The 17100-nt window shown below is 63.6% G+C and carries 13 protein-coding genes; 11 read left to right on the forward strand and 2 right to left on the reverse strand.

The window, feature by feature from the left end; genetic code table 11:
- The first annotated feature begins 5 nt into the window (after positions 1 to 5).
- The 5 genes from ABWK72_RS23600 (at position 6) to ABWK72_RS23620 (ending at position 6091) form a co-directional block, all read left to right on the forward strand.
- Positions 6 to 1490, forward strand: coding sequence for a hypothetical protein (locus tag ABWK72_RS23600; RefSeq protein WP_367872032.1), 1485 nt, complete (start codon positions 6 to 8; stop codon positions 1488 to 1490).
- A gap of 121 nt (positions 1491 to 1611) precedes the next feature.
- Entirely contained in the window at positions 1612 to 4788 is a 3177-nt protein-coding gene (locus ABWK72_RS23605) for a DNA polymerase III subunit alpha (RefSeq protein ID WP_367872033.1), read from the forward strand.
- A 47-nt stretch (positions 4789 to 4835) separates the two neighbouring features.
- A complete protein-coding gene (locus tag ABWK72_RS23610; RefSeq protein WP_367872034.1) occupies positions 4836 to 5453 on the forward strand; it encodes a 2'-5' RNA ligase family protein in 618 nt (205 codons plus the stop codon).
- Between the two features lie 37 nt (positions 5454 to 5490).
- On the forward strand, positions 5491 to 5802 hold the full coding sequence (locus ABWK72_RS23615) for a hypothetical protein (protein WP_367872035.1): 312 nt from the start codon (positions 5491 to 5493) through the stop codon (positions 5800 to 5802).
- Between the two features lie 46 nt (positions 5803 to 5848).
- Positions 5849 to 6091 carry a hypothetical protein gene (locus ABWK72_RS23620; RefSeq protein WP_367872036.1) on the forward strand — a complete coding sequence of 81 codons (243 nt, stop codon included), beginning with the start codon at positions 5849 to 5851 and terminating at the stop codon, positions 6089 to 6091.
- Positions 6092 to 6101: 10 nt separating this feature from the next.
- Here ABWK72_RS23620 and ABWK72_RS23625 read toward each other — a convergent pair whose 3' ends face one another.
- Positions 6102 to 7448: a hypothetical protein gene (locus ABWK72_RS23625; protein WP_367872037.1), complete on the reverse strand. Its 1347-nt coding sequence runs from the start codon at positions 7446 to 7448 to the stop codon at positions 6102 to 6104.
- A 210-nt stretch (positions 7449 to 7658) separates the two neighbouring features.
- On the reverse strand, positions 7659 to 8726 hold the full coding sequence (locus ABWK72_RS23630; protein WP_367872038.1) for a formylglycine-generating enzyme family protein: 1068 nt from the start codon (positions 8724 to 8726) through the stop codon (positions 7659 to 7661).
- Positions 8727 to 8915: 189 nt separating this feature from the next.
- Here ABWK72_RS23630 and ABWK72_RS23635 point away from each other — a divergent pair, with 189 nt between their 5' ends.
- The 6 genes from ABWK72_RS23635 to ABWK72_RS23660 all read left to right on the forward strand — a co-directional run bounded on the left by ABWK72_RS23635 (position 8916) and on the right by ABWK72_RS23660 (position 17097).
- Positions 8916 to 9188: a WXG100 family type VII secretion target gene (locus ABWK72_RS23635; protein ID WP_367872039.1), complete on the forward strand. Its 273-nt coding sequence runs from the start codon at positions 8916 to 8918 to the stop codon at positions 9186 to 9188.
- 12 nt (positions 9189 to 9200) lie between these two features.
- A complete protein-coding gene (locus ABWK72_RS23640) occupies positions 9201 to 9719 on the forward strand; it encodes a hypothetical protein (protein ID WP_367872040.1) in 519 nt (172 codons plus the stop codon).
- The gene (locus ABWK72_RS23645; RefSeq protein WP_367872041.1) at positions 9716 to 9928 is read left to right on the forward strand and encodes a hypothetical protein; all 213 of its coding nucleotides are present in this window, start codon (positions 9716 to 9718) and stop codon (positions 9926 to 9928) included. The genes ABWK72_RS23640 and ABWK72_RS23645 overlap by 4 nt, the downstream gene beginning before the upstream one ends.
- On the forward strand, positions 9912 to 13763 hold the full coding sequence (locus ABWK72_RS23650) for an FtsK/SpoIIIE domain-containing protein (protein WP_367872042.1): 3852 nt from the start codon (positions 9912 to 9914) through the stop codon (positions 13761 to 13763). Before ABWK72_RS23645 ends, ABWK72_RS23650 begins: the two co-directional genes overlap by 17 nt.
- Before the next feature lie 77 nt (positions 13764 to 13840).
- A complete protein-coding gene (locus tag ABWK72_RS23655; protein WP_367872043.1) occupies positions 13841 to 15403 on the forward strand; it encodes a hypothetical protein in 1563 nt (520 codons plus the stop codon).
- Positions 15400 to 17097, forward strand: a complete 1698-nt coding sequence (locus ABWK72_RS23660) for a hypothetical protein (protein WP_367872045.1) — start codon at positions 15400 to 15402, stop codon at positions 17095 to 17097. The genes ABWK72_RS23655 and ABWK72_RS23660 overlap by 4 nt, the downstream gene beginning before the upstream one ends.
- Positions 17098 to 17100: the final 3 nt, after the last annotated feature.

A 17100-nucleotide genomic window follows, 5' to 3' on the forward strand; every position in this document is an offset into this window, starting at 1 on the left:
GAGCGATGTTTGCCGCGCTGCATGTCCCCGATCTGACCATCGCCGCCGCCCTCCGGATCTCCCCGGAAAGCCGGCGAAAGCCCTGCACCATCCTGGAGGCCGATGTCGATCCGGAGGCGATGATGGAGAAGGTGAAGCTGTCCCTGCAGGCGGTCAACGAGGTCGCAAGGGGCACTGGCATCGCCCCGGGGTGGCCGCTGAATCGCGCACTGGTGCGCTGCCCGGATCTGCAGGTGCTGACGCCTCATCCGCCGGGCGAAGCGGAGCTGCTGAAGGAAATGATCGAGCTGGCGGAGGGGGTGACACCGGATCTGGAGATCGCGGGCAAGGACCTGCTGTTGCTGGATCTATCGCGCACCTCGTCGAAGCATGCCGCGCGGCTGGGCGGATTGGAGCTGCGCGATGCGGGTCTTCATCATGCGCGGGCCGCCACTCCGGATTTAGCGAAGCTGGCGGTGCGGCATCCGGCTTGCGATGGCCGTTTCGTGTCGCAGCAGGAGATCGCGGCACTGCCGATGGCTTTTCTGGAATGGCTGCCGGACGGGAAGGTCTTCCTTCCTCTGTTAGAGGACTGGGGCTTGAGGACCCTGGGCTGTTTCATGAAGATCCCGCGCCAGGATCTGACCGGCCGCCTGGGGGCACAGGCGGGGCGCTGGCACGATCTCTTGCATGGCAAAACTTGCCGCCTGCTGCGGCTTCACCGGCCCCCGGAGAGCATGGAGCAATCCCTCGATTTCGAGGAGCCCTTGACCTCCACCGAGCCACTGGTCTTCGCCTTCAAACGGCTCCTGCATGCACTGGGTGCGCGGCTCGCGGCGCGCCATGTGGCGGTGAAGGAATTGCGCATTATCTTCCGCCTCGATGGTGGTGCACAGCTTCTGCGCAAGATCCGCCTTCCCGAGCCGCGGGTGGAAGAAGCGGAGTTGCTGCGGCCCATCGAAGTGCTGCTGGATTCCCTCAAGACCGGCAGCGGCATCACCGGCGTCGGCCTCGATGTGGAGACGACCTCGCCGACCGCGGCGCAAAAGGATTGGTTCATCCGCCAGCTTCCGCAGCCGGATCGCTGGACCGATACGCTGGCACAGCTCGAGGCCCTGTTAGGCCCGGGCAAGGTCGGGATTCCGGTACCTCCGGCAAGCCACCGGCCGGATGCTTTCCAATTGAGGCCGGCGGATGGAACTTCATCCCCGCTGCAGAGCCCATCCTTGCCCTCCTGTCCCTTGCCCCTGCGGCGCTTCCGGCCGGCCCATGAAGTGACCGTGGCCACCGACGCCGATCCGCGCCTGCCACGGCCGCTGGCGCTTCTCACTGGATCTTATCGCGGGCAGGTCATGGATCTCCGCGGCCCCTTCCTCCACTCCGGACACTGGTGGGATCCCGATGCTACCTGGCAAAGGATCGAGTGGGACGTCCGCCTCGCCGGCGATCATCTCCTGCGCCTCGCATTCACACCACCTGACCGATGGTCGATCGATGGACTCTACCTGTGAAATGAGAACCACGGAATACACGGAACACACGGGAATGAAGAAGGGGTTGCTCATGACAAGCCGCCTTTTCCCCAACTTCCGTGTGTTCCGTGTATTCCGTGGTTTTTGCCTCTTTTGAATCGTGAGCGGTGCACCTCCATTCTGCGAATTTCACGCCCGCTCGGCCTTCTCCTTCCTGCGCGGGGCAAGCGAGCCCGAGAAGCTCATGGAGAGGGCGGGGGAGTTGGGTTTGCAAACCATTGCCATCACCGATCACGGCGGTTTCTACGGCTCCGCACGCGCTTACCATGAAGGGAAGAAGCGGGGCATTCGCGCGATCACCGGGGCTACCCTCGAGATTGACGGAGCCCATGTGCCGGTGCTTTGTGCCACCCGCCAAGGCTACAAAACCTTGTCCCGCCATCTCAGCAACCAACACCTGAAGGAGATCGTTCTCCACGACGAGATGAACCGGGGCGACCTGATCGCCCTGACCGGCGACCGGGAAGGACCGGTGATCCGCCATTTGCTCAGGGATGATCAGGACGCCGCGATGAGAGGGGCCCGTGCCCTCATCCACACCTTCGGCCATGGCAATGTGTATGTGGAAATCCACCGCCACGGCCTGCGCGATGACGCCAAGCTCAACCGCCATCTCATCGATCTCGCCCGGCACCTCCGGCTGCCGCTGCTGGCCAGCAACGCGCCCTTGTATGCGGGCCGGGAGAACCGCCTGTTGGCGGATGCCTTCACTTGCCTGCGGCATCACACTTCGCTCGATGCCGCCGGACTTTTGTTAGAACCGAACGGCGAACGCTATCTCAAGTCGCCGCGGCAAATGACCCGGCTATTCGCCGATCTGCCGGAAGCCTTGGAAAACACCCGCGAGCTTTCCGAGCGGATCGAATTCACCTTGGAGAATCTCGGCTACGAATTCCCCGGCTTCCCGGATGAAAGCGGGAGGATGATGTCCCTGCCGGAACAAACGGAATACTTGAGGAAGAAATGCGAGCGGGGTGCCGCATGGCGCTATCCCAAGGTCACGGAGGCGATCCAGGCCAAGATCGATAAGGAGATCGACCTGATCGGCCGCCTGGAGCTGTCCGGATACTTCCTCATCGTCCAGGACATCGTCGATTATGCACGCGGAGAGGGCATCCTCTGCCAAGGGCGGGGCTCCGCGGCGAATTCGGTGGTTTGCTACGTGCTGGGCATCACCAGCGTGGATGCGGTGAAGATGAATCTCGTGTTCGAGCGCTTCCTTTCGGAGAGCCCCGACAAGAAGTCCCACAAATCCTGGCCGGACATCGACATCGACTTTCCCTCCGGCGACCAGCGCGAGAAGGTGATCCAGTATGTCTTCCGCAAGTATGGTGCCCGCGGCGCGGCGATGACGGCGAACGTGATCACCTACCGGGGCAAGTCGGCCTTCCGCGAGATGTCGAAGGTGCTCGGCTATCCACCTTCGGTGGCGGACCGCTTCTCGACCTTGGGCAGCACTCCTTACGACGGCGGGCGTTTTGACGACGACAAGAAGCCTAAGACCAAGGAGGAGGCGGAAGCCGAGCGCCATGAGGCTTTTGAAGAGCGGATGGCGAGTCTCTTGCCGCCGTCCCATCCCCGCTTGGGAGCTTTGGAAAAGCTTTATCACGCCGTGCTCGGATTGCCGCGGCACCTCGGCCAGCACTCGGGGGGCATCGTCATCTGCAATCACGGGCTGGATGAAGTCGTCCCGATCCAATCGGCCAATATGCCGGACCGCACGATCGTTCAGTGGGACAAGGACGATTGCGAGGACCTCGGGCTGGTGAAGATCGACCTGTTAGGCTTGGGGATGCTCGCCGCCATGGAAAACATGATCGAGATCCGGCGCCGGACGGAGAAGGATTTCGAGCTGGCGGGCATCGATCTCGAAGACAGGGCGATCTACGGGATGCTGCATCAGTCGGACACCGTGGGCACCTTCCAGGTCGAGTCGCGGGCGCAGATGGCCACCCTGTCGATCCTGCGGCCCGATACTTTTTATGAGGTGGCGATCCAGGTGGCGATCGTGCGCCCCGGCCCGATCGTCGGGGGACTTCTGCATCCCTATTTGAGGAGAAGGAAAGGCTTGGAGAAGGCGGATTGGATTCACCCGGACTTCGAGGGTGTCCTGAAGAGGACCTTGGGCGTTCCGCTTTTCCAAGAGCAGGTGCTCGAGATGGCCCGGCTCATTGCCGGGTTCACCGGCAACGAGGCCGCGCAACTGAGAAAAGCGATGTCCTTCAACCGCTCGGACAAGAGGATGCGGGAGGTCACGGACAAGCTGCGCCATAGGATGACCGAGCGCGATGTCTCGGAAGAAGTGCAGGACAAGGTGGTCCATGCCGTCGGGAATTTCGCCCTCTACGGCTTCCCGGAAAGCCATGCCCTGTCCTTCGCGGCCATCGCCTACTGGTCCTGCTGGTTCAAGTTCTACGAGCCCGCCGCCTTCTACACCGGCCTGCTCAATAACCAGCCGATGGGCTTCTACTCCGCGCACTCCCTGATCCAGGATGCGAAGCGCCACGGCATCCGGGTCCTGCCGGTATCCTGCATTCACAGCCTCGTGGTCACGGAGGTGGAGGACCGGGAGACGCTCCGGCTCGGGCTGCATCGCTTGCGGGGAGTTTCCAAGGAGACCCTGGAGAAGATCTTCCGCGAGAGAGAGAAAGAGCCTTTCGATTCGCTCGAAGATTTCCTTTCCCGCGTCACCCCGAATGCCAAGGAGCGCCGTATCCTCGCGAAGTCGGGAGCCTTGAACGATCTGCCCAAAGTCGGCCATCGCCGGCTGGCGATGTGGCAGGTGGAACTGCCGCTCTACGGTGATCTGTTAGATGATGGCAGCCGTGTTTCCGAGGAAGTTTTGTCGGCCATGACGATGGCCGAGCGCCTCGCCTCCGACCTTGCCATCCAAGGTGCCTCCACCGGCCCGCACCCGATGCGCCTGTGGCGGAAAAATCACCCGACCGTGAGACTCACCAATGCCGAGGAACTCCAAGACCTGCCGCACGGCATTCCCGCCAGGGTAGGGGGCCTGGTGATCTGCCGCCAGCGCCCCGGCACGGCGAAGGGGCATTGCTTCATCTCCTTGGAGGATGAAACCGGCATCTCGAATCTCTTCGTGAAAAAGGAGACCTTCCACCGCCTGCGGATGGTGATCGTCAGCGAATCCTTCCTGATGGCGATAGGTCGCGTGCAGATTTCCGAAGGCGGCCAGCGGACGGTCTTCGTGGAGGAAGTCTACCCCTTGCCGGGATCGGAGCCGGTCCATGCATCGGAGTCGCATGATTTCCATTAAATGCGCATCCCTTGCGATTTCTAAAGGTAGCCGTAAATTCAACCATAATGAACGAACAGCTTCTACTTCCGGGCTTGGGCGTGCGCGAGCCTGCCAGCATCGACAACATGTTCATCGCCATTGTTCCCGATGAAGAAATGGCGAAGCGAATCAAGGGCCTCGGCCACGAGGTGGGCAAGCTGCTCGGAGTACGCGGGAAGTTCCGGCCCATGGAATTGCTTCACATCACCTTGGCCCACGTGGGAACCTATCGCGGTGGTCTGCGACCGGGGCACGAGAAAATTGCCAGGCGCATCTGCGAAGAGGTAGCTTCCCGCTTTCATCCGGTCGAGGTCGGTCTCGACCGGGTGGGCTGCTTCACCGGCCGGGAAGACGGCCTTCCCTTTGTGCTGCAATCCACCGATGCCGATCCGGACCTTTACGTCCTCAATGAATCGCTCGTCACCGGCTTGTTGAAACTAGGCGTCCGGAGCAGTGGCAACCAAGGCTTCACTCCGCACGTGACCATGGCCTATGTGAAGGAACCCGTGGACCAAGTGCCAATCCAGCCGATCCGCTGGACAGCAGGCGAGATCGTCCTGATTCACAGCCTCGTGGGAAAGAGCGAGCATCGGGTGCTAGGACGCTGGCCGCTGATCGGTCGAGGCTTACACGACTTCCATTGACTCGTGGTGAAATTGTTGTACACAAAATTCACAACCAATGGCGAAGCCAGTCACAAAAGCAGCGGCCAGGAATGCCCTATCGGCAGCAAGGGGAGACTTGCAGCTTTTCACCAGCAGCGAGGCACGCCGCGATTGGAAGAAGGTTACGAGCAAGGCCTTGGCAGGTGAAAAAGTCGCCATTTTGATCGGCAAGCGGGCCGTTGCCTTGCGGCCTGTCGAGCTGACCTACGCGGAGGAAGAATACGGAGTCACCGAAACCCAACTGCATGGCAAAGCCCAGGAAGTCCTCAAGCGGGCAGCGAAAGAACGAGCCCAAGGGAAAACCGGTTCCGGCTCCAAGCTCCTGTGAGGTTCAGACCACGACCGCGTTCAGAAAGGCTGTCGGGAAATTGCGGTTGAACGAGGAGGAGAAGCGGGATCTGGAACAAAGGATCCGGGAGGTGGGTAAGCAGTTCGGCAAACCGCATCGCCATGCCGGCTTGGGAATCCGCGATCTTGGCGGCGGAATCTACGAATGCCGGAGCGGCCTCGATCTCCGGCTTGTTTTCGTGAAGGACGGCGATACATCGCCGCCCACACTCTACTTCGACATGATCGGCAACCACGATCAGGTGAAACGATACCTCAAGAGGAAGTGAGTCAGGAACCTCACTGCGCCCCCTTCAGCTTCGGATCATCCAGATCCAGCCGGTAGAGGATCTGGTTGTAGTTGTAGCGCGGGGTCGGTTGGGGCTTGTCCGCGAATTCCGCCGTATAGGTCCCCTCGAAGACAATGAAAGACGCATTCTCCGGCGTTAGCTCGGCGTGGATCTTCGGGTTGTAGAAGGTGTAGTTGTCGTGCGTCAGCACCTTTACCGCTTTGCCCCAGGGTCCGGTGGGAGACTCCGCTTCGGCATACCAGATTTCGCCGAAGAGGGAGGGCTTGCCGAAGTTCTGCGTGTAGATCGCGACCCAGCGCTTGCGGAAGGGACTCCACACCACCGACCCGCGGTGCGGCTTCACCTCGGAGCCGTCATCGGCAGCGCGCGGGGCGGCGGGTTCGTCGATCTTCTCCCAAGTGGCGGGATCGCTCCAAGCCTCGTAGGTCGCCGGGCAGCGGGCGGTGGGGAAGGGATCGCCGAAGAGCAGCCACTTCTTGCCGGCGGGATCGCTCCACGTGAAAGGGTGGCCGCGCAGCAGCAGCGGCTTCTTGCCATCAGCCGTCTTCCAGACCGGCTTGATGGGCTTGAAAGCATTTTCCCCATTTTCCCAGCGGCACAAGCCGACTTCGTATTCCTCGAGGTGGCCCTTGATCTTGGAGTAAGTCGCCACGAGTTGCGGCTTGCCGTCCTTGTCCGGCACGTTGGTCATCCCGCCGAGCCAGGTCGGTCCGTCGCCCGGCATCTTCGCCACGCCCCGCAGCTTCTTCTTGTCGTCCCGGAAATGCACATAGGGCATGGCCAGCGGCGGCTCGAATTTCTTGATCGGTTGCAGATCCGTGGTCGCCGCGGTCGAATCGAAAATCCCCAGCGCATACTGCGGGATGCTGGTGTCCCCCCACAGCCAGAACAGGTGCGAGCCGTGCCGCGCCATCAGCACCGAATCGCAGCCGAAGACTCCGGTATCGGGCAGCGGGGAGGTCGCACCGAGTTTCACGCTCTCTCCGAAAAGCCCGCTGCCGGTCAAGCGCCCGAGCCGTTTCGCCACGTTGCGCCGCTCGACCTCGATCCTCAGTTTCCCGCCTTGCTGCGGGATGACCCGCACCCCCTCGTAGCCGAAACCGTCCTTCTTCACTCCATACCCATGCCCCTTCACGTGGAAGAAGACCTCGCGGCCTAACATCTCCGGATCTTCCAGCGCGATCAGCCCCGCGTTGTCGCTCACGTAGCGCGCGTCATGCGTCGTGCGGAGTTCCACCAGCGGCACCGGCCAGCCGTTCTCCTTGTCCACGATCTCGATCCGGCAGGGCTCCGCCGCACAGGCGACGCCGGAGAGAAAGAGCAAAACGCGTTTCATCACGAGGACATGAACGCTCCGGAGAAGGGGGATTCGTCACTCCCGAGCGTGTATGACGGAGAGAACCCGTGGCCCCGGACGGCACGGGCGTGGTGCCCCGAACGGCACACCACCCGTAGCCCTGAACGGCACGCAAAGGTTATCCCAGTAAAGGTAGTACCCTTAAGAAGATTCCACAGTCCCTGAAGAGCATGGGTCGGACGAAGGCACCTAATCCTTCACACAGCGGAAGCCCGTGTGATTGGTCGGTGACTCGCTGTCCTGCGAATGCCGGGCCGCGGGGCGGTAGCGCATGCAGTAGGAGACGTGGCAGAGGAAGGAGCCGCCCTTGGTCACGTGGTGCACTTTGCCATCGCCCTTCAGGCCGGTATCGCGGTTCACCCACTGGACCGGCCCCTGCGGATTGTCCGGATCGCACTGGCTGAAGTAGGTCGGATCGTAGAGGTCGTTGCAGATCTCCCAGACGTTGCCGGCCATGTCGTAAAGGCCGTAGGCATTCGGCGGGAAGGAGCGGGCGGGGGCGCTCGCCTTGTAGCCGTCGTCGGAGGTATTCTTGTTGGGGAATTCGCCCTGCCAGGTGTTGGCCATCCACTTGTCGCTGACCTTCAATTCGTCGCCCCAGCAGTAGATCTTGCCTTCCATGCCGCCGCGGGCCGCGAACTCCCATTCGGCTTCGGAGGGCAGGCGCTTGCCGGCCCACCTGGCGTACGCACTGGCGTCCTCATGGGTCACGCAGACCACCGGGTAGTTGTCCTTGCCCTCGATCGAGCTGCCCTTGCCGGTCGGTTTCCGCCAGCTTGCCTGCGGGTCCCAGCGCCACCACTCCAGCGAGCGGCCGGGCATATTCGGATCGCCCTCGATGGTGGCGTCGTCGCGGAAAATGATCGCCCCGTTGTTCAGATCCCCGGCCGGGAGGCTGGCCCGGGCTTCCGCGGGGAAGTCCTCCGGCTTCACGCTGCGCTCGGCGAAGGTCACGTAGTTGGTAGCCTTCACGAAGGCCGCGAACTGGGCATTGGTCACCTCCGTCTCATCGATCCAGAAAGGCTTCACCGTCACCTTGTGGGCGGGTGCCTCTTCCGGGAACTCCTTCTTGCCGAAGGGGGTATCGAAAGCCCCGTCATGGCCCATCGTGTAGGTCCCGCCGGGCAGATGGACCATGCCCTCCTGTTTTTCCAAGCCGGGCACCGCCGCTGGCAGGGCGTCCTTTTGCGCCTCCGCGGTGACGGCTTTTTCGCGGCAGGACGGCAGGAGGGCCAGGAGCAGGAGAAAGCGCTTCATCAGGTGCAGGTGGACGCGGCGAGCGTGGACCCGGACAAGCGCGGTGGCACGCGGTTTTTGTCAGGATTTCCGCGTCAGCAGGCGAAACCCCGCCGGGCCATTGCGGTTGCTTTGTAAAGCCGGTGTTTTTCCTTGGTAAAACCTTACGGTATTCCTCGACCGCCGGGAAAGACCGCTGAGAATGGAAGTATGGCCCAAGCGATCATCGATCCGGAAGAGGTCCGCCGTTTCGCCGCGGAATTGAAACGCTTCAATAACGAAGTGCGGGAGCGCACCACCTCGCTCATGTCGCGCTTCTCGGCCCTCGGCGATTCCTGGCAGGACCAGGAGCACGAGAAATTCTCCGCCGAATTCCTCCAGATGATGAAGACCATGAAACGCTTCGTGGAACTTTCCGATGTCCACACGCCCTACCTGCTGCGCAAGGCGGAGCGCATCCAACAGTACCTCGATCAACGCTAATTCGCATACGCCATGGACGGACAGGCACGGGTCGGATCGATCGACGCCATCCAGGATTTCCGGGCGGCCTTGATCCGCTATGCCGAGCGGGCGCGCCGCGCGCTCGATGACGTGACCGGCGAGGTCAAGAGGACCCGCGGCTGGCTGGAGAGCGAGCAGCGCCAGAAATGGGAGGGCGAATACCGCCGCCGCGCCCGCCATCTGGAGCAGGCCCAACAGGAACTTTTCAGCGCCCGCCTCTCCTCGATGAAGCAGGACAAATCCGCCCAACAGATGGCGGTGAAAAAAGCGGAGCGGATGCTTGCCGAGGCCGAGCAGAAGCTTGCCGTGATCAAGCGCTGGCGGCAGGCCTACGATGCCCGGGTGGAGGCGCTGGCCAAACAGCTTGAAACACTGCAAGACATGCTTACCCGCCAGATGCCGAAGGGCGTGGTCTCGCTGTCCAACAGCATCCGCCACCTGCAGGACTACGCGGAGGTGAATGCTCCGCGCCCCGCCGCCGCCGCTTCTGAAGAAAGGAGCGAGCCATGAGCCTGGGAGCCAGCAAGTCCTTGCTCAACGAATCGACCCGCGAGGTCTTCGCGCGCTGGGAAGATGCCCGCCAATCTTGGCGCGACAGCAAGTCGGCGGAATTTGACAAAGAGTATCTCGCCCCTCTACCCCAAGCCGTCGCCACTGCCACCCGTATCATCGAGGAACTCGACCTCGTGCTTTCCAAGATCCATGCCGACTGTGATTGACCCTCTGCACCCCGACCGAATCCGCGAGCAACTGGAGAAACTCCAAGAGCGCGTCTCCTCCGTGGCCGGGCGCGAGGCAGCCTTGAACCGGGCCCATGCCGCAGGCCTGCTGGCCGCGAAACGCCAGCACACCGCCAGCGAGGACTCGGCCATCACCAGCCGCCAGCAACGTCTCGCCGCGCTGATGGAGGAGAACGACGCGGAGCAATACGAGGTCACCCGCAAGCACGATCTCCGCCGCCACCGCATCGCCACCGCCACCCAGGCGGCCCATGGCAGCCTCGCCCGGCGGATCCGGGAAGGCAAGGATCGCAAGGTCGGCCAGCGCCAGTCCGAGGCCTACCGCCTCAAGAACGAGGCGAAGGATATTTGGGAAAGGGCGCGTCAGGATCACCGCGAGTTCACGGACGAGATTTCGACCGATCGTGACGAGATCCGCGGCCTGGCCGCAAAGGCGCTGCGCATGCTCTGGCTATTCCAGCCCTTGCTCGCCCCGGTCTTGAAGAAGGGCCGCGTGACACCGGCCCGCGACGCGGCGGACACCGGCGACCGCGAGATCCTGAGGCGCGAAGGACAGTCACGTGTCGCGGATGCGCAGGTGGCTTCGGCGGCACTGGGCGGCAGCGTGCTATACCGGGCGCTCAGCCTGCTGCCCATTCTCGGTTGGGCCTTCGCGATTGCCGCGCCCTTCGTCGAACCCATCAAGCAGCAGATCTCGATCGTGACGGCGATCCAGATCGCGGTCGCCGTGCATCTGGTCTCGCTCGGCCTGCTCTGGCCCGCGGTCCGGCGCCTGGCCACGTTGTTGCAGGAGGCCCGCATCAACTTCAAGGCCTCCATCGCCGCCTCGGAAGCCGCGGTCGAAGAGTTGGGCGCGACCTTGAAGAAGGGCATCGCCGAGCAAAGCGAAGCCCTGAGCGAGATCCTGCGCGGCAGCGACGACCAGGCGCAGGACCTGATGAAGGAAGGCCGGCACAAGATCGAAGCGCAGTCGGCGCGCATGCCAGCGAAGGCGGAGGCCCTCTACCGGCGCGATCTCGCGATGGTCGCCAACCGTCTGGAGAGTGCGGTGAAGGAGTTCGACCGGGTGAACTCGGGCGATGAGGCGGCCCGGGAAGCCACCCATCTGCGGCAGATCGCCGAAGCGGACACGACCCGCCGCGAGGGCGTGGATCGCTTGGTCGCGGAATGGGAAGAGCATGTGAAACCGGTGCACCGTGAATTGAGCGGCCTCGCTACCCTGGTCGCCGAGCGCTTCCCGGCGTGGAATGAATCTTGGGTCGAGACCTGGACCCCGCCGGACGCATCGGAAGAAGTCGTGCCCTTCGGGCGCTTGCGGGTCGCGCTCGAAAGCTTGGCCGGCGGGCTGCCGGAGAGTACCCGCTTCAAGTTGGATGGCCCGCTGGATTTCACAGTGCCGCTGTCACTCGGCTTTCCGGGTCGGGCCTCGCTATGGATCGAGGGCGAGGCGGAGACCGCGGCCGCTACGATCAATGAGATCGTGCTGCGCGTGCTCTCGTCCCATCCCGCAGGCCGGGCGCATTTCACGCTCATCGACCCGGTGGGACTGGGCAAGGACTTCGCCGGACTGATGCACCTCGGCGACTACGAGGAGACCCTGATCAACGGCCGCATCTGGACCCAAACTTCGCAGATCGAGGAGCGCCTGGCCGAACTCAACGAGCACATCGAGAAGGTGATCCAGATGTATCTCCGCAACGAGTACGCCACGCTCGATGACTACAACCGCCAGGCAGGCACGGTCGCGGAGAAGCACCGCTTCCTCGTCATATCGGGCTTTCCCGCCGCCTTCAGCGAGACGGCTTCCAAGCGCCTGCTGAGCATCGCCACCAGCGGCGCGCGCTGCGGCGTGTATCTCTTGATCCACCGCGATGCCCGCCAAGCGGCGATCGAGCCGGCCTTGGCCGAGGCCTTGGAGCGCGCCTGCCTGCGGATTCTGCCGGGTAAGGACGGTCTCTATCTCGCGGGCATTCCCGCCGGGGCGGATCATGTCGAGCTGGCGCGTCCGCCGCAGGGCGAACTGGAGACTGCGGTGGTCCACCGGCTCGGCAAGGCCAGTGTCGATTCCAACCGCGTCGAGGTGCCCTTCTCGAACATCGCGCCGGATGAGGCGGACTGGTGGAAGAGCAGCACCGCCGACGAGTTGCGCGTGCCGGTCGGTCGCAGCGGCGCGAAGAAATTCCAGTGGCTCGCCCTCGGCAAGGGCACCCGCCAGCACGCTCTGATCGCGGGCAAGACCGGGTCGGGTAAATCGACCCTCTTCCACGTGATGATCACCAATCTCGCGCTGCATTGCAGCCCGGACGAGGTGGAGTTCTACCTCGTGGATTTCAAGAAGGGCGTGGAGTTCAAGTGCTATGGAACGAAGCGCCTGCCGCACGCCCGCGTCGTCGCGATCGAGAGCGACCGCGAGTTCGGCCTCAGCGTGCTGCAGCGCGTGGACGATGAACTGCGCCGCCGCGGCGAGCTCTTCCGCAAGCACGGCTCGCAGGATCTGGCGGGCTACCGCAAGGCCTCCGGCGAGGCGATGCCGCGGACCCTGCTGATGATCGACGAGTTCCAGGAATTCTTCACCGAGGATGATGCCGTCGCCCAATCCGCGTCCCTCCTGTTAGACCGCATCGTCCGCCAGGGCCGTGCCTTCGGCATCCATGTGATCCTCGGCTCGCAGACTCTCGGCGGTGCCTACACGCTGGCCCGCGCCACCCTGGGCCAGATGGTCGTGCGCATCGCGCTGCAGTGCAACGAGGCCGACGCCTACCTGATCATGGACGACGACAATCCCGCACCGCGCCTGCTGACGCGTCCGGGGGAGGGGATCTACAACGACAATGCCGGGGCGCTCGCGGCGAACAGTCCCTTCCAGACCGTATGGCTTTCGGAGGAAGTGAGGAACGGCCTGTTAGACAAGGTTTCCGAGATGGCCGCCGAGCGTGGCCGCAAGCCCGCCCCGCTGGTCGTCTTCGAGGGCAATGCCCCCGCCGAACTCCGTGCGAACATGGACCTCACCACCGCCCTGCGCTCGCGTCCTGAGCAAGCACCCGCCGAAGCCCGCGCCTGGCTCGGCGAGCCGAACTCGATCAAGGGTCCGACCGAGGCCGTCTTCGCGCGCCGCAGCGGCAGCCACTTGTTAGTGGTCGGACAAGCCGACGAGCGCGTTTCGATGCTGCTCTCGCTGGCGATGGTCTCCCTGGCCGCGAACCTACCCGCCGATGGCGCGCGCTTCATCGTGCTGGATTCGGCGGGCTCGCAAGGATTGCCCGGCAAGATCAAAAAGAGCATTCCGCAGGAGGTCCAGATCGCCGGGCCCACCGCCGCTGCCGAGGTCTTCGGTGAACTGGCGGCGGAGCTGGAGAAGCGCGCGGCAGGCGAAGCCGGGCCGGAGATCTTCGTGATCATCCACGGCCTGCAGCGCTTCAAGAAGCTGCGCCAGGAGGACGACTTTCTGTTCTCGATGGACGACGGTCCCTCCGGACCGAACCCCTCCAAGGTCCTCGCCGACATCGCCAGCGAAGGCGGCCCGGCGGGCATCCACCTCCTGGTCGGGATCGATACCTGGAACAACGTCGGCCGCTGGCTGCCGCGCAAGGTCATGACGGAGTTCGAAATGCGCGTGCTCTATCAGATGAGCGCGAACGACTCCGCGAACCTGGTCGATTCCCCTGCGGCCAGCACCCTCGGCATGCATCGGGCGCTGCTTTACAACGAGGCCTTGGGCACGCTCGAAACCTTCCGCCCCTACGCCGAGCCGGACGCGGCGTGGTGGGATGAGTTTGTCGGCCGGATGAGCGAGCCGGCTGTGGGGATCAAGTAAGTGCAGGGTAACTCCCTCCAGCGGGATTCATCCAAGACTCCTTGCCACCGCCACCGTCCCCCGCTAAGCGGTGATAAGTGACGGTCGGTAAACCCTATCTCCTTCTCATCACCGTGGGTCTCGGCTTTGCCGCCGGCTTCGCGATTCACCGCGGGACCCTCTCGGCATCGCTTCCGTCCGACTACGACCCGCCCGCCCTGCCGCGGGGGACTTCATCCGGCGGCGCGAGCCGGCCCTCAGGTGGGGATGCGAGCTCCGCCACCCGCTCGACGGATACCATCCCAGACCTGCTCGCCGCCGACCACGGCTCCTTCGCCGGGCGTTTCAGCCTCTGGCTGATCGATGCCAGTGCCGAGGACATCGCTGCATTTTGGCACGACTACCGCGACCGCAAGCCGCCGGAGGCCGACCATTGGAGCACGGTCGTCATGTTCCGCCGCTGGACCCAACTCGATCCGGAAGCCGCGATGGCGGCGGCCAAGCGCGACGGTGCGGAAGAGGCCGCGATCTGGGGCCGCGCGATGCACGATCCGAAGGCGGTGCTGCCCGCCAAACCGGATTTTACCAATCGGCTGGACAACACGGCGGTCTACGCGGTCATGCGTTTCAATCCCGATCTGGCGCTCAAGATGATCGAGGAGGACCCGACCCTGATCAGCGAGACGGACCCCGACAAACTTGCCAATGAGATCGCGGGCGACGATCCGGAAAAGGCGATGACCTTCCTGCTGGAGAACGGCCAGCCCCATCTGACCGAGCCGCTGCAGCGCTGGACCCGGGATGACCCGGAGGGCGCCTTGGCATGGATGCGCCTGCGCTGGGGTATGCCCCGGATGAGAGACGACTTCCTGTCGATGCTCAGCCACGAGCATCCCGGCATGGCGGGAGAGATGGCCGCGGATCTGCCGGAAGGCGCCATGAAGCGGGATCTCCAGCAGCTAGCCTTCCGCGAGCTGCTAGGTTCGGACCCGGCGGCCGCCTTGGCCGCCGCGCGCGCCAACCCGGTGCCACAGCCGGAACAATTCGCGGCCTGCGCGCGGGCCATGGTCGGCAGCGATCCACAAGCGGCGCTGGGCCTGATGATCGAACTCTTCAAACTCACTCCGGATGCTGCAGGCCGATTTAACATATCCTATCAGCCCCCCGACATCACGGATTCCTCGGAACCGGCGATCGAAGGTCCCCGCGAACTGGTGGGTGATCTGGCGGCCTGGGACCCTGCGGCTACGATGGCCGCCGCCATGGAGCTGTCCGGAGGCAGCGAGCTATCGCTTGCCGGTAGAGTCGGCTCAACCGATTATCAGGGTGGAGATCCGCGGGATCTGATCGCCACCGCTTGGATGCAGCGCGATCCCGAAGCATTTGCGGAATGGTGCAACGCCCGGGAAGATCAGACCCTCCGCAACTCGGGTCTGGAAATGGCCTATGATCGTTTCGTCAATCAGGAACGCTTTCCGGACGCCTTGAAGTGGGCGATGGAACGAGCGGGTGAAGATGGCTCCGCGGACGCTGCCGTTCGGGTCTTCAAGAAGTGGTCCTCGAAGAACCAGGAGGAAGCCGCCACTTGGCTGGAGGAGACAGAGCTTCCTCAAACGACGCGCGAAGCGATGCAGGAAACCCTCAAGTCCGCAGCGCCATGAAAGCAATGCGCCAGCTTCCCTTGCTCGCTGCTTCCTTCGCCGTCGCCGCGGTGGGTGGTTGGCTGGCGGCCGGCCGCGGCGAAGCGCTGCCGGTGACTGACCTTGCGGCTCCGGCGAAATCCCCCGATCGCAAGCGGATCCCCGGCTCCGCCCGCGAGATGCCGCCGGAGGTGGTGGCCCGCTTGGCAACGGTGCGTGCCGCGGGCACGCCGGATGAGCGGCTCCGCGCCATGACGCTGCTCGCGCAATCGCTGCCGGTTAGCGAACTTGCCGCATGGTACGAGGCCGGCTGGATCCCGCGGCGGCAGACCGTGGATTCGCTGCAGTTCTACCACATCACCGGCAAGCGCTGGCTGGCGGAGGATGGCGAGGGCATGGTGCGCTATCATCTCGCCAAGGACCGCAACCGCCTGGCCGACGCATGCAGCGACTGGGGTTGGCAAGATCCCACCGCGGCCTTCAAGCTTCTGGATGAAACGAAGGATCCGCAGGACTTCGGGCTTTTGGTGAGTGCCCTGGCCGGGAGCGCGGCGAAGGGCGATCCGCCGCAGGGCCTGGCGCGCATCTTGCGTTATGAAGCGGCTTTGAAGGAAAATCTTCGTTCCTCGGGAGCTGATTTCATGATCGATTGGATCGCCTTGGAAGCCCCCGAGCTTTTGGAGAGGGAATCCATCGGCTGGCCGGACCGGTTGCGGAAACGGGCGCTGTTTGAAATCACGCAAAACTCCCTGAAAAAGGACTTCGCGGGGGCCGTGGCGGATCTCGCCGGCAAAGCGGATGGGAAGGAGAAATTCTTGGCCGCGGCCGTGTCGTGGGAGCTGAAAGACCAGTTGGCCGCCCATCTGGACAAGTTGCCGGAGGGCTGGTTGCCGGCGCTCCTTGACTCAAGGAACGGGAACCATCTCGTCAGGGACAATCCGGACCGCTGGTTCGATGCGGATTACGCCGGGATGGGCATCTCTGAAAAGAAGGCGCGCGAACTCCGCGCCGCTGCCGCTAAGGAAATGGCCTATCGAAATCCGGAGCGATTGCCAGAGATCCTCGCCGCAGATTTGGAACCGGCGGCACGCGATAACCTGATCCGAGCATGCCTCACGCGTCTCCAGACGGCTGATCCCGCAAAGGCCGTGCAGATGCGCGACCATATCGGCCTGGCACCCGACATGGACGGCCTGTGGGGCAAGGTCGTGGCGGAGGCTCCGTCGCAGGGACCGCTCAAGCGCCTCGATTCCCCGTCTCAAATCGGTGAATTGGCCAAGTGGAGCCGCGATGACAAAAGCTTCGCCATCTCAGGGATGCAGGCGTGGGACGAAGGAGAGATTCAGCAGGCGATCAAGGCTCTCGGGAGCCTGCCGGCCGAAGACCGCCGCGTTCTTGTCGATACGCTAACGGATACCGACTCGCCGGGACTCTTGCGCGCCGAGAGTATCCGCTACCTGATTGAAGATCAGGGCGGTGCCCCGGTGAACGAACGTCGTCTCAGGGAATCCTGTCGTTTCGCCAGTGACTGGGGAGTCCGGGAGCCCCGCGCCGCTGCCCGCTGGGTGGAGTCGCTCCCGGATGGCGAGAGCCGCCTGTGGATGGCCAAGAACGTCGCCGCCGCGTGGGGGAACTATGACCCCCAAGGCGCGGCGAAGTGGGTGGACTCGCTTGGTCTCAAGGAGAAGTTGGACGGGCTCGGGAAGGAGGAGTAGAGC

The sequence above is a fragment of the Luteolibacter sp. Populi genome (assembly GCF_040801775.1).
Classification (GTDB): Bacteria; Verrucomicrobiota; Verrucomicrobiia; order Verrucomicrobiales; family Akkermansiaceae; genus Haloferula.